Consider the following 12,980-nt stretch of genomic DNA (forward strand, 5'->3'; position numbering starts at 1 on the left):
CGATACAACCTGCCGCATAAAAGTTTGATCATACTTAAAGGCCCTACCGCCCTTTTTACGAACTAATACTGTGTTTTTATCCATGTTTTACACTTTTGAAGGTGTAAACCTTTTTTAGGACGTGACCGAGATTCTTGTATGAAGGAGCGAAAAACGTCGTTTTAACTTTTGGGTTAAAACCGGCAAAAACCGTTAAATACTGCCGATTGTGTTGCACATTGTTTCGCACTTTGCAGCACTTTTTGGGTTCACGCCTCTAATCCTCTTTTAATTACCGGGGCGATACCAGCGCGCTTCACAAAAAAAACGCGCATTATGTATGGTATTACTGTCAATTCGAGGCCCGGCTGGCCACACGCCGATATAGCTGCCTGCCCGGGGGTTTACCCTCGTATAAATAGCAACTGACTGGCCAATGACCAAGTTTTTCTTAAAGTCATATGGTCCCTTAGAATGGAATTGGCCGTTATAAAGGGGAGCAATGTTAAAGACAGTGAATTGTAACGAAGTTGATCCAGCAAGTCGGTGGCTTGCCCTTCCCATAATTTTTTTAATACTCCGATTGGTAACCGAACGTAAGCTTTTGTTATGAGGTTAAAAATAATTTTGCTGTCCCTTTTTATATGTAGTCACCTGCGGCTTTACAGCCAGGCCCCCCCGACAACGAGCGAGGTTATGCCCTGGCCTGCCACCTTGCTTGGAACGACGTTTTCAAAAGCGCAATATCCCGAAGCGATAAATATTGCAGTCAGCGAGCAGCAGTTTTCCACCAGATTAAGATATCAGAAAATATTTTATACGCAGCAGTCTTCAAATACTGCCTGGGGACTTAGCGTCCAAACAACGGGGTTCGCACTTTTAGCAGATTCCACCATTTCGGCGGTTACTTATTTTTTTGCGTACTCCGAAGCCTCGCTCCAAAAGCTCAAAAGCGCGCTCGGCCAGCCTTCTGTGAGTTCTGTGTATAATCCGGTGAGTGATTCGGAAATATATGCCTATAAGCGCGGGCGTTATAATTTGCTGTTGTGTCACATGGAAGATCTTGCCGATAAAATCCTTGTAACATTTACCTCCAGTGCTGCCGATTCGTCCTATTTAAAGATGGATTAATGCTCCCGCTATGAATTTTATTCCCTCCAGGATAAAACAGTCCGTAACACTATTGTTTACAATAGGGATGACTGCACTCATAGTCGCCTCTGCCCTGGGTGACGGCATCTTCTCCTATCATGCGCTGCCTTTGTTTGTCATCACCGCCTGCGCCCTCATTATTGCGGTAGTACTTCCGGGCATTAAGCAGCTTAGCCTCTCGGCCATTGATGCAGGAATAGTGGCTTTTGCGATCTTCTTGTTCTTCAATAGCGCCTATCACGATCAGTTGCTCAACCCGACAACTTATAGTTGGGCCAGTATTTTTATCGCTTACCTGGCCTTTAGATTAACATGGCCGTTGGCAGGGCAGCAACCTTTTATCGAGCTAACGCTCCTGTTGGCATGGGTGATAATAGGGATTGTTGTACTATATCAAACAATAGGGCCTGGTTCGGAGCTGATTAGGTGGCCTTTTGGCAGTTCGGCCATATGCGCCTATTTTATGGTGTTGTGCCTGGTAGCCACGCTACAGATTAACAGGAGTCAAATATCTGTATTGCCTTTGGTTGCTTTCAATACTACCAAAGTGTTGGTTGTTTGCCTGTTATTGGGTTGCCTGGTATTATCCGGGTCAAGAATCAGCCTGTTGGTCAGTGTGTTCGTATTGGCCTGTAAATACCTTTGGACCCATGCGCATTCGGTGCCAAACGGTGTTATTCGATACGGCCGCATAGCGGTGGTAGTAGTAATGGTAATAGCTCCCTTATTTTGGTATATAAATAAAGATCATTCTACCGCTGGTCGAATGTATATCTATAAAGTATCTGCGTCCATATTGGCAGATCATTGGACTACCGGTATTGGTGCGGCATCATTTGCGACCCGGTATGCCGAGTACAAAGCCACCAATTTTGAAAGCGGAAATTTTACCAGTGAACAGGTGTGGCTCGACGATGCCATTACCGTACCCTATAATGAATTTCTTTTTGCGGCCCTGGCCTGGGGAATTGGCGGGGTAGTAGCCGTAGTAGCGCTGGTGATAGGGGCCATCGTCCTGGTAAAAAAAGACCGGACGGGAAATCGCGGAATGGATACTGCTTTGTATCTGATCACCTTTGGTATCTTATCTCTGACAGGTTATCCCTTTCATGCCCTTTTTTTTGGCGTTATCGCAACCTCTGTAGTCGCAAGGATGGCGAGCCTCGCCCCGCAATGGACAGTGCAGGGACGGATGGGGTTCAGACTTATCATGTTGGCTGGAATAACATCAGCCGTTGTTTTTTCGGGTGATAGAATCTATGCTATATGGCTGTGGCAAAGCCGTTGCACACAGGAACCAAGCTTAGAGCAGTATCAGAAGTATGCTGGTAAACTATCAGACTATCCAGTGTATAATTATCAGCATGGGGTGCTTTTGTTTGAAAGTGGATATTATGATCAGGCCATCAAAAAACTCCGGCAGGCCCATCACTTTTACGAAAATGATAAGGTGCTGCTATATATCGGCCAATGTTACCAAAACTTAGGCGATACCCGGCAGGCTGAAAACCAATACAAGCGCCATATGGCCACCTACCCCAACCGGCTTCGGGCCGCCTACCATTTGTTTTCCATGTACAAAGACCTGGGTGATACCACCAAGGCGAGGGGCTATGGCGAGGTGTTATTACAGCGGCCCGTAAAAGTACCTTCCGAGTGGACAAAGCAGGTACGCAGACAAGCTGAACAATTTTTGAAATCTACATAAACCAATTATTTGACCTCTTAATTACACCCCAATGAAAAAAGTGTTTTTGTATACAAGTTGTTTTGTTTTACTGGCCATAACTATTATTTTGTCGTGTCGAAAGGCAGATACGCCGGCCAGGATTGATAACGATTTAGCCGCTATTCAAAGCTGGTTTATAACTGAAATTCGCAACAACCACGCCGGTGATGAACAGGTTCTTGCTGCCAGCGGCCAAAGCAGAAAGATATTATGGGACAAGGCCATCTATTTTAAGGATGGAGAAGATGAAGTTTTTCAGATTCCCTACAAAACAAAGTCTGCCAAGACTTTCTCATTTACCGATGGGTCCAGCCAGCCCAGGATTCCACTGAGTTTAAAAGAAGAAAACAGTGTCAGGTATTTAATCATTACTAAGCGGGAGAACGGGCTTACAGATTTTGCGCTCATGACTGTATTGCCTACAAAGCAATACAATACTTCGGTGAAGGGCGACCTGGCCGGCAACAACTACAGAAATTTAAAGAAGGAGTTTGCCGGTCACGTTTTATTTCACGACTGGAAAGGGACCTTTAAAAATGGCTGGGTCTATAACAACGGCAGTGTTGTAGAAGAAGTTCGGGACGCCAGGTGGGATAAGTACGACCAACATGCCAGAACCACCAGTACATGTACCACCACTACCATTTATGAGGTATGCCAAACATGTACCGAATGGACTTTTAGCAATGGTGAATATTCCTACTCTAATTGCACCGAACCTTTTGTTTGCGGCTCCACTTCATCGACCACCTGTACGGTTGATGAAACTGCTCCCAATGGTGGTGGTGGCAGCGGTACATATACCTCATGGTACGGCGTTACCGATTATGCCACTTTGTGCGGCTCGAATGTTTTCGCCTTTAAATATATCGCCGGTCCTAATGGCGCATACGTTGGTAATCTGACAGGCTTTAACTCCCGGTTTGCAAAGTGGGGACAAGGTACGGCTAACCCAACCGTTATTTATGTACCTATCACAACATTGTGCGTAACCATCGTACCAGGGGCCAGCCAGCTTACAGAACGCGGTGCGTCGGAGGCTTTTAGAAAGGCATTTAACCACGTTTATAATGAAACAGTGGATGCCTTAAATGCAGGCATGCCAGCATCGGTAACCGGTGTCAGACTTTTTATGATAGAAACTGTAGAGTCTTACATTCAGGCTGCTTATCCCGGGTCTTCAGTAATAGGAGCCGCTTGTCAGGGAACGGCCATTCCAACTACTGCCGCCAAATATCAAACAGACTGTAATTAAAAGTTATGAAAGAACTATTCATAGAGGAAAGTCAAAGTATCATTGAGAAGTATTACCATAATGGAGAATATTTGCAAAAAGATGGCGGGGCCCCCGCTTACAAACAGGGGCTCACAAAAATCATTGAGCAAAAAATTACCTCCGTTCAGGATGGCACCAATGTGCAGGGTGTAAAACTTTTGGAAGTACTCATGAGCCATTTTGGTGAACAGGCCGTAACTCATATGTACTTTTGGCAGTTCCCCAGTTTTTCCCTGAACATTAGTATTGGGGAAACTGCCGGTGATAAATGGCTTCAGCAAACCTCTATCTGGATAGATATTTCACTACTCTGTAATTACTTTACCTGTTTTGTTGAAGACAAGTTCATCTATGCAGGGCCTGATTCTCATCTTTCCTCTTTAAGTAAGAATCCTGTGTATGTTTTATCTCAGCAGGTCATCCAAACCGGTGACCTGCCGGGTAAAATAAGTAAAGCATTGGATTGTGTTAAGGAGGTATTTACCGGCTATCAGCACGTCGGTCATTGGGGGTTATTTTACCAGGAATTTTCCATTCCGCCTTACGGCATTGAGCAGTCACTTCATCCCGGTAATGCCTTTAGTTTACTGTTTAGCCCCCGGTACGGGCGATCTCGTACCCTAATTGTGGTTAATAAATGAGATCGGTCGTTTGGGTCGTAGTGCTACTTCTGTATGCGGCTCTTGGAATGGATGCGTGTCTTAAAAGCCCCCCGGCGCATCCGGGTAAAAACTCCGAAGTGGAACATACAGGTTGGCGCCATTTTTTGGACCTGTGTTATATATATTACACAACGTTGGGCACAAGTGCCTATTATCCATCGCTTGATTCCTCTTTTTCCATTGATCTGCGCCTGACCCCACAAATACTGCTGGATCACCTTAGCGGATACGGGTACAAAAAGTCCTGGAATAGAGAGCTTCGGCCATATCTGTTACCCATGCAGCTTCTGGGTGAACGAATCGATAATTGGCCCAAAGCGGTGGCTGAAGATTTTTCACTTATCACGGGAGGGAATGTATTGACCGATCCGCTGGCGCATCTTCCCCAAATTGATAGCTTTATCCGCAAACATTTGGTGTATTCTTCGAGGAGAACGGATGCAGCCGCGCTTACTTACACCGATCTTAAATCTGCCCAAAGTGCCGACTGCATAGGGATGACCAAACTAGCCACCTATATTTGTCGCGGACTGGGGGTGCCTGCAGCCATTGACTTTACAAATTCATGGGGCAATTTCGACGGCAACCTTCACTGCTGGTCGACCTTATTTGACAGTAGTGGCAGGGAGATACGGTACATGGCAGGCGAATACTCTCCCCAGCCATATAATCCATTTCTTTTAATAAAAGACCTTTATTCAGACAAGCTATCCAGCTATAAGTTATGCGCAAAGGTATTTCGGGGCTATGTATCCAGTAGTAAACCGACCCGGCAATTTAGCCGCCAACTGTTAAATCCCTGCGCCTTAACCGATGGAGGCAACTTTATCGATGTAACCGATCAGTATATGGCTACCAGTGACGTTTATTACCTTGGCAGCGGTGGCAGACCGTCTATCAATGTGTACCGCAATGGGCGGTGGTGGCCGGCATGGACGGGTCAGAAAAGCGGCAAATATTGGCGTTTTACAAAAATGGCCAGGGGAATGCTCTATATTATTGGTGTTCATGTTAATAGTAGATTCACACCTTATTCCACACCATTTGTCTTAGATAAAAATGGAAAGGTGAACAGCTTTATCAAACTTGGTAAAATCACCCATGTCAACATTAAGCAGTTAAATGCTCCTATTTCAGATCAGTTCGATGCCTTTTCTACAACATCTGGTAAGGCATTTTCCCGGCTTATGCACTCGATAGCCATTGGAAAGGCCGGCAGCAGGCCAGTTATTGGTGCTGCCTATGATGTTGAGTTTTGGGAAAACGGCTGGAAGCCACTGACCAATGACGTTGCTGGAAGATCGCTTAAAGTTTATAACGTACCCGGCGGGGTATTAATGAGAATTCAGGACAAAGCAAACAGCCACTATTCACGGCCTTTTGTCATGAAAGATGGCTTACAGCATTGGTTTTAGTCAGTTTTTATTGCCATCCATTTGTTCCCGGTCATCTTTAGGGCGTACACCGTTTATCACGCTGAAGCAGCCGGCTATATGGCATCAGGAACTGAGTTAAAAGATAAGTTGCCCGCCAGTTGGCAGGTAGCGGAAAAGTGATAAAAGGCTGAATTATAGGAAGCTGGAGATCAGCAGGAGCAGCCAGTAGCTGCCGGTGGTGTACAGGTAAGGGCCAATTTGTTTGCGCAGCGAGCGCAGGGCCTCGATCATGTGGTTATTGACCGTAGCGGGGGAGATGTTCATTTCGCGGGCTATTTCCTCGTGTTTGAGGCCTTTGTCGCGGCTGAGTGTGAATACCTGCTTCTGTTTCGGCGGCAGTTGTTGTACGGCGCTTTCCAGTTTTGCCTTTACTTCCTGCAGGCTGATGTTGGTTTCGGCCTCGGCGCCGGTAATAGGTTCCTGGAGGCTGGCGATGTACTGGTACTCGCGGGCACGGCGTTTAAAGGCATTAAGGGCCTGGTTTTGGGCCATGCGGAACAGGTAAGCAGAGAAATGTTCGATGGCAGGCAATTCCTCCCGGTTTTTCCAGAGTTTCAGGAATACGTCCTGGATGATGTCTTCGGTCATTTCGGCCGAATCGGTCATGCGGAGTAATACGCCGTAAAGTTTGTGCTTGTAGGTATGGAACAACGAGGAGAAGGAGGCCTGATTGCCCTCCGCGGCCTGCCTTAGCAGTTCTTTTTCTGATCGTGGTATCAGCTCCATTGCAAGTAAGGAATCGTGGAATTGGTTGTTTAGTAAAAATAGAGAATTAGCGGCAAAGTATTAGTTTTTTTTAAGTTGATACATCCACCCGCCGGTTTCCCCTTATGATTTTATACTTTTGACCCCGTTCGTCCCCGGCAATTTACTGCCCGGGACCACCAGAGGGAATAGCTATGAGTATTTTAAAAGTATCGGATATCCGCAGGCAGGAAGGGCCGGAAGAGGTGTTGAAGGGCATTAGTTTCGAGCAACAGGAGTTGCAGAAGATCGCCATTGCCGGCGAATCGGGATCGGGCAAAAGCACGTTGCTGAAAATAGTAGCGGGTTTGGGTCAGGCTACCGGCGGCGAGGTAATGTTCCAGGATAAAAAGGTAAAAGGGCTGCTTGAAAAGCTGATGCCCGGTCATAAAGGCATCGCCTACCTGTCGCAGCACTACGAACTGCGTAACAACTACCGGGTAGAAGAGGAGCTGGAATACGCCAACCTCTTTTACGACGAAGACTCCGCCGATCTATACCGCATTTGCCGCATCGATCACCTGCTTAAACGCTGGACCAACCAGTTGTCGGGCGGTGAAAAGCAGCGTATTTCGCTGGCCAGGCAACTGGCTACTTCCCCTAAGTTGCTGGTATTGGACGAGCCGTTTTCTAACCTCGACCTCGTTCATAAACAAACCCTGAAATCGGTAATCGCCGATATCGGTGAAAAACTAAGTATCACCATCCTGCTCGTTTCCCACGATCCGTTAGATATTCTTTCCTGGGCAGATGAGGTGATCCTTTTACAAAATGGTCAGATCGTGCAGCAGGGTGCGCCTAAAACAGTATATCGCCAACCCGCCAGCGAATATGTGGCGGGATTGTTTGGGCGGTATATGGTGCTGAGCAAGGCTATTTTCCCGGGTACGAAGGAGGGGTTGTTCCTGCGTCCGGAGAATCTGCATTTCGCGAATGAGGGCGTTACTGCCACTGTGCGTAAAGTAGATTTTATAGGATTTACTTACGAGGCAGAAATAGGTGTAAATGGCGAAACACTTATCGTACACACAAATGATGAAAGCCTGAAGCCCGGTGATACGGTGGAAGTGATGTTGAAGGATGGGGAGCGGTGGTATATTTAGATGATAGTAGTAAAGCCGCTGAAGGGAGTGACACAACGGCGGCCCAATAGTATTCCCCCGCTGGTTTCACCACCTGCCTACTACCCCTTTAACTGCCAGTTAATTAAAGGCAATTTCCGCTTACCGTTCACATTCCATAAACCTATTTGTAATCCCCTATGGTTGCGGCTTCTGTTTACAAGGCCGAGTTGAAAGCCGCGGCTTTTAACACAGTCGTTTAACAGCGAAACGGCCACACCTTCTATTACATAAGCGGAGTTGGTGAGCGCGGAGATGTGGAGTCCGTGCAGTTCATTAACGACCGTGAAGGTGGCGGTGAGATTTACACCTTCGATGATCCTGTCGTGAACGTTGGCCAAACTGATGTTGAGCCCTTTGTTCTTTGCTTCCCACGTGGCAGCTAAGGTGTCGCGGTAATACGCATAACTGGTTTCGCTGAACCTGCGTGGCGAATATACCAGTGCTATAGGGCCGATGATGGCAATGGGATTGAGTTCTATGTTAATACCGCGGGTGATGAGTGTGTCGCGTACATGGTATCTTCTGTTCTTGTCGTTTTTGGTGCTGAAGCCGAATGAGAGGCCATTAATTTCTTCCACTTTTGTGGGAGTAAAACCGAATACTTTACGTACGCGGTAAGTGGAATCGATATTAACCGGGTTGGGTGTTTTTACATACTGGTAACGGGAGATGGAATCAGGTTCGATGTTTTTCTTAATGCCTGTACGTGTAAACGATGGCAGTAGTTCGTAATGCGTTTCCCGGCCATGTACAAAAGTAGTTTTAGGCAGGCCGGGTATGTAGTTGCCGGATGTATCTTTCTCAAAAATAAACTGGTAAAGTTGCAGGTTGAGCGTTTTGGTAAAAAAGCCGCCCGCACCTTCTACATACAGGAACGATAACTGGCGCGGATGCAACGTTACAGTGTCCGGAGTGCGCTGTTCGTATACCGCCAAAGGTATAAAACGCAGGCTGTCCGGTGTTACATCTGCCAGCCGTAATACCGCGGGTTTGCCATCGGAAGTCTGGAACTTATATACCACATTGCGGTACAACCGAAAGCCGGTATTGGCAAACGAAGACATGTCGGGCCGTTGTACAATTACTTTTTTATGTTGATAGATCAGCACCTTCCAGGTACTATCTTGTGCATAGGTTCTTCCACACAGGCATAGGCACAGTAGCAAAACAATTTTAGTTGGTAGCTGCACAGGTAAAAGGGTTTGGGTTTGGTAATAAAAGTAAAGATTATTTCGATGAGGCCTGCTTGTCATGTTAAAAAGAATTAGCTATCATTGTAGCCATATTTCACTCACCCCAAATACACCCCTTATGGCGGCTGCTACTACTATCGACGAAGTAATTCTCCAATTAGAACAATTAATAGACGACTGTATAAAACGAGGCGACCGTATGGGTTACTTTGCATCGTTGTATTACAAGGTAACGGTGCGTGTAAAAGAAGGCATCTTAAATAATGAATTTGAAGACGGGCCGCGTATGGAGCGGCTCGACGTGTTTTTCGCCAATCGTTACCTGGAAGCGGTGCAGCAATATCGTAGTAAACAGTCGCCCAGCGGCCCCTGGGCAGTAGCCTTTGCCGGTACGCGTAAATGGCGGGTGGTACTGTTACAGCAGTTGTTGCTGGGCATGAACGCCCATATCAATTACGACCTGGGCGTTGCCGCGGTAGATGCCTGTGGCGCCAACGATATACAGGGCCTGCATAAAGACTTTCTCAGCATCAATAACATCATTGGTTCACTTACTTACGAAGTGACCAATGAAATAAGCCGCATTTCTCCTTTACTTTCCCTGATGGGACTACACGCAGCCAACGGCCAGTCGGTACTTATCCAGTTTAGTATTGGTAATGCACGTGACGGGGCCTGGAGTTTTGCCGAAGAGTTATATGGCAAACAGGCTGCTGAACGCGCCAATTGCCTGTCTGCCCGTGATACATCAATCAAAAAACTGGCGGAGGCTTTAAAGAGCCCGAAAGGCCTGATCAAGATCACCACTTTTGTGATCTGGGTATTTGAGTGGAAAAGTCCGCGGAAGGTGATAAGGGCAATGTATAGTTATAAGAAACAGTATCTCAGTACCAAGTCGGGTAAATTGTCCTGATAACCAGTTGTTTAATTAATTTATGACAAAGAATTAATGTTTAGATAATAATAGGGTTGTTTACTAATACTTGATTTTTGTTTAATATTGATTAATAAAGTGCAATGATTCAGGTGCATTTTAAAGCCAGATCTATGTCGTTAAAACTCGTTGTATTTGATATTGCAGGTATACTGATCTGCCGGATATTCTTTGGTAACTAAAAAGTGAGATATGAAAATCGTGGATGTCTGTCGCCGTAAGGTGGCGGGGTGGCCATATATTGCCATTACTTTACTGGCATCGCTCGCAAGTTTCGGTTGTTATACCAGTATGTATGCTTTTCGTAAAGCTTTTGCTGCCGGTACTTTCAGCGGGGAGCAATACTTCGGGGCAGATTATAAGGTTTGGCTGATCATCGCACAAATGCTGGGCTATATGCTCAGTAAGTTTTACGGTATACGATACATCGCGGAAACCGGTGGCGGAACAAGGACGATGAGGATCTTATTACTCGTAGGTATAGCCTGGGCGGCGTTGCTGGCCTTTGCGCTGGTGCCGGCGCCCTATAATATCGTATTTATGTTTATTAACGGGTTTCCATTGGGCATGATATGGGGGCTGGTATTTGGTTACGTGGAGGGGAGGCGGAGTACGGAGATTATTGCTGCGGTAATGTCCATCAGTCTGATTTTCGCTTCTGGTTTTGTGAAGACGGTAGCCAGAACGATTATGGATGTGTTACCGGTAAACGAATACTGGATGCCGTTTTGTACTGGATTATTGTTTGTGGCGCCCTTCCTGCTGTTTACTGCCTGTTTGGCCGTATTGCCTGCGCCCAACGCGTTGGACCAGCAACAACGTAACAAGCGGGAGCCTATGTGCGCACGGGAACGTAAGCAGTTTATGCGTCACTTTTTACCAGGTATTATTATTACGCTCGTTATTTATGTATTGCTTACCATCGCACGCGATATACGCGATAATTTCGAAGTAGAAATATGGTCCGATCTGGGTAAACGCAATAACCACATTTATACGCAAACAGATTCTATTATTTCGCTTGTGGTGCTGCTGGTGATCGGACTACTCATACTGGTAAAAGATAACCTTAAAGCGTTTACATTTATTCATTTCATGATCATTGCCGGCGCATTGTTGCTGGGTATTTCAACAGTGCTTTACAGCCGGCAGCAAATCGGTCCTGTAACCTGGATGAGCCTTGCGGGGCTGGGACTGTACCTGGGTTATATTCCTTACAATGCTGTTTTCTTTGAGCGTATGATCGCCACATTTAAGTTTAAGAGTAATGCTGGTTTTGTTATTTATGTAGCCGATGCAGCAGGGTATCTTGGTACGGTGAGTGCATTATTGCTTAAAGAGTTTTACAACGGTCACGTTAGCTGGGGGCTCTTTTTCAGGAATGGTGCCATGGTGGTAGCGATTGTGGGAGGCGCGGGTGCATTGCTGTCGCTGGTATACTTCAGGCATAAAGTAATGAGGCATGAAAAACGGGTAGTTTCTTATGCTGATAAAAGCACTAATTTTAATTTATTGTGATCAATAGGAACAGATGAAAAAATACGACCTGATAGTAGTGGGAGGCGGCATTATCGGCACCTTCCATGCTTACCACGCATTAACTGCGGGTAAAAGCGTTTTACTTTTTGAGAAAGATAATTACCCGGTGGGGGCAACCGTGCGCAACTTTGGCCAGGTAGTGCCCTCGGGCATGGCCAATGAATGGTTTGAATATGGACGCCGCGGACTGGAAATCTATACATCTATCCAGCAGCAGTTCGACATATCAGCCCGTAATAACGGTAGTGTATACATAGCTTCTGATAAGGACGAGCAGACGTTGTTACACGAGCTGAAAGCACATTACGATACATTGGATTATCCCTCACAACTGTTGTCTAAAGAAGCGGTGCTGGCCAAGTACCCGGCTATTAGATCGTCCTACGCTGAGGAAGGATTGTTTTTTCCCGGAGAGATAAGTGTAGAGCCCGCGTTGATGATCCATCGTATACAGGCTTACGTGCAGGAAAAGTTTCCGGCATTCGCCATCCGTTATAACACGCCTGTGATCGATTGCCGCGATGAGGTAGAAGGAGTAAGTGTAATGGGCACTTCGCAGGAACGTTTCTATGCCGCGAAGGCTATCATCTGCAATGGTCTTGAATTTAAATTATTGTTCCCGGACGTGTACAAACAAAGCGGCCAGGTAGTCAGCAAACTGCAAATGCTTCGCACCGTGCCGATGCCCGAAGTGCAGCTGGAAGGCAATATCCTTACTGGTCTTACCATCCGCCGGTACGAGAGTTTCGAGGCGCATTGTCCTTCTTTTAAAACAATAGCTACACCCGATCATTATAAAGAGCTGAAACAATGGGGTATCCACATCCTGTTTAAAAAAGCAGTTGATGGCAGTTTTATTATTGGTGACTCGCACGAGTATGCAGATGTAGCGCATACCGACGACCTGGGGTTCAGTATCAGTGATGCGATTAATAAGCTCATGCTTGACGAAGCGGCGCGTATCGTGAATTTCGATGTGTACAAGGTAGCCAGCTCCTGGGCCGGTTATTACCCGCAACACCCGGACAATATCGTGGAAAAAGATATCAGTCCGAACATTCACATTCGCACGGGTATTGGTGGTAAGGGCATGACCGCCAGTATTGGTTATACGGAACAGAGTATACAGAAAATATTCGCTTAAATACAGCAGGGCATCGGTAGTTCCGATGCCTTTTTTATTCCGCTTGTTGACATTATGCTCAATCCTGC

Annotated in this window: 11 protein-coding genes; 9 read left to right on the forward strand and 2 right to left on the reverse strand. The window is 46.3% G+C overall.

The genetic code is table 11. The features are described from left to right. The first annotated feature begins 675 nt into the window (after positions 1-675). The 5 genes from QZT80_RS10175 to QZT80_RS10195 are packed head-to-tail and all read left to right on the forward strand — an operon-like array spanning position 676 to position 6,213. Positions 676-1,110, forward strand: coding sequence for a hypothetical protein (locus QZT80_RS10175; RefSeq protein ID WP_295121375.1), 435 nt, complete (start codon positions 676-678; stop codon positions 1,108-1,110). Between the two features lie 10 nt (positions 1,111-1,120). After that, positions 1,121-2,839 (forward strand): tol-pal system YbgF family protein, encoded by a 1,719-nt coding sequence (locus QZT80_RS10180; RefSeq protein ID WP_295121377.1) that lies wholly within the window; start codon positions 1,121-1,123, stop codon positions 2,837-2,839. A gap of 31 nt (positions 2,840-2,870) precedes the next feature. After that, positions 2,871-4,115, forward strand: coding sequence for a hypothetical protein (locus tag QZT80_RS10185; RefSeq protein ID WP_295121378.1), 1,245 nt, complete (start codon positions 2,871-2,873; stop codon positions 4,113-4,115). Between the two features lie 5 nt (positions 4,116-4,120). Then, the gene (locus QZT80_RS10190; RefSeq protein ID WP_295121379.1) at positions 4,121-4,777 is read left to right on the forward strand and encodes a hypothetical protein; all 657 of its coding nucleotides are present in this window, start codon (positions 4,121-4,123) and stop codon (positions 4,775-4,777) included. Next, positions 4,774-6,213: a transglutaminase domain-containing protein gene (locus QZT80_RS10195; protein WP_295121380.1), complete on the forward strand. Its 1,440-nt coding sequence runs from the start codon at positions 4,774-4,776 to the stop codon at positions 6,211-6,213. The genes QZT80_RS10190 and QZT80_RS10195 overlap by 4 nt, the downstream gene beginning before the upstream one ends. A gap of 153 nt (positions 6,214-6,366) precedes the next feature. Here the strand turns inward: QZT80_RS10195 and QZT80_RS10200 are convergent, their stop codons facing one another. After that, entirely contained in the window at positions 6,367-6,960 is a 594-nt protein-coding gene (locus tag QZT80_RS10200) for an RNA polymerase sigma factor (RefSeq protein ID WP_295121381.1), read from the reverse strand. A 173-nt stretch (positions 6,961-7,133) separates the two neighbouring features. Between QZT80_RS10200 and QZT80_RS10205 the strand changes: the two genes are divergently transcribed. Next, positions 7,134-8,081, forward strand: a complete 948-nt coding sequence (locus QZT80_RS10205; RefSeq protein ID WP_295121382.1) for an ABC transporter ATP-binding protein — start codon at positions 7,134-7,136, stop codon at positions 8,079-8,081. Between the two features lie 80 nt (positions 8,082-8,161). Here QZT80_RS10205 and QZT80_RS10210 read toward each other — a convergent pair whose 3' ends face one another. Next, positions 8,162-9,166 (reverse strand): hypothetical protein, encoded by a 1,005-nt coding sequence (locus tag QZT80_RS10210; RefSeq protein ID WP_295121383.1) that lies wholly within the window; start codon positions 9,164-9,166, stop codon positions 8,162-8,164. 247 nt (positions 9,167-9,413) lie between these two features. On the opposite strand from QZT80_RS10210, the gene QZT80_RS10215 reads away from it, so the two are divergent. From QZT80_RS10215 to QZT80_RS10225, 3 genes are all read left to right on the forward strand, one after another. Continuing rightward, complete coding sequence (locus tag QZT80_RS10215; protein WP_295121384.1) at positions 9,414-10,208, forward strand: DUF5995 family protein; 795 nt, start codon at positions 9,414-9,416, stop codon at positions 10,206-10,208. Positions 10,209-10,421: 213 nt separating this feature from the next. After that, the gene (locus QZT80_RS10220) at positions 10,422-11,747 is read left to right on the forward strand and encodes a DUF5690 family protein (RefSeq protein ID WP_295121385.1); all 1,326 of its coding nucleotides are present in this window, start codon (positions 10,422-10,424) and stop codon (positions 11,745-11,747) included. 13 nt (positions 11,748-11,760) lie between these two features. Then, positions 11,761-12,912, forward strand: a complete 1,152-nt coding sequence (locus QZT80_RS10225; protein ID WP_295121386.1) for a TIGR03364 family FAD-dependent oxidoreductase — start codon at positions 11,761-11,763, stop codon at positions 12,910-12,912. The last annotated feature ends 68 nt before the right edge of the window (positions 12,913-12,980 follow it).

This window comes from uncultured Chitinophaga sp., from assembly GCF_902168175.1.
Lineage (GTDB): Bacteria > Bacteroidota > Bacteroidia > Chitinophagales > Chitinophagaceae > Chitinophaga.

What these genes read in the sequence shown, in the direction of transcription:
- QZT80_RS10215 (WP_295121384.1), top strand. Translation starts at nt 9,414, where the DNA reads ATGGCGGCTGCTACTACTATCGACGAAGTAATTCTCCAATTAGAACAA.
- QZT80_RS10180 (WP_295121377.1), top strand. Translation starts at nt 1,121, where the DNA reads ATGAATTTTATTCCCTCCAGGATAAAACAGTCCGTAACACTATTGTTT.
- QZT80_RS10190 (WP_295121379.1), top strand. Translation starts at nt 4,121, where the DNA reads ATGAAAGAACTATTCATAGAGGAAAGTCAAAGTATCATTGAGAAGTAT.
- QZT80_RS10195 (WP_295121380.1), top strand. Translation starts at nt 4,774, where the DNA reads ATGAGATCGGTCGTTTGGGTCGTAGTGCTACTTCTGTATGCGGCTCTT.
- QZT80_RS10175 (WP_295121375.1), top strand. Translation starts at nt 676, where the DNA reads ATGCCCTGGCCTGCCACCTTGCTTGGAACGACGTTTTCAAAAGCGCAA.
- QZT80_RS10225 (WP_295121386.1), top strand. Translation starts at nt 11,761, where the DNA reads ATGAAAAAATACGACCTGATAGTAGTGGGAGGCGGCATTATCGGCACC.
- QZT80_RS10200 (WP_295121381.1), bottom strand. Translation starts at nt 6,960, where the DNA reads ATGGAGCTGATACCACGATCAGAAAAAGAACTGCTAAGGCAGGCCGCG.
- QZT80_RS10210 (WP_295121383.1), bottom strand. Translation starts at nt 9,166, where the DNA reads ATGTCTTCGTTTGCCAATACCGGCTTTCGGTTGTACCGCAATGTGGTA.
- QZT80_RS10220 (WP_295121385.1), top strand. Translation starts at nt 10,422, where the DNA reads ATGAAAATCGTGGATGTCTGTCGCCGTAAGGTGGCGGGGTGGCCATAT.
- QZT80_RS10185 (WP_295121378.1), top strand. Translation starts at nt 2,871, where the DNA reads ATGAAAAAAGTGTTTTTGTATACAAGTTGTTTTGTTTTACTGGCCATA.
- QZT80_RS10205 (WP_295121382.1), top strand. Translation starts at nt 7,134, where the DNA reads ATGAGTATTTTAAAAGTATCGGATATCCGCAGGCAGGAAGGGCCGGAA.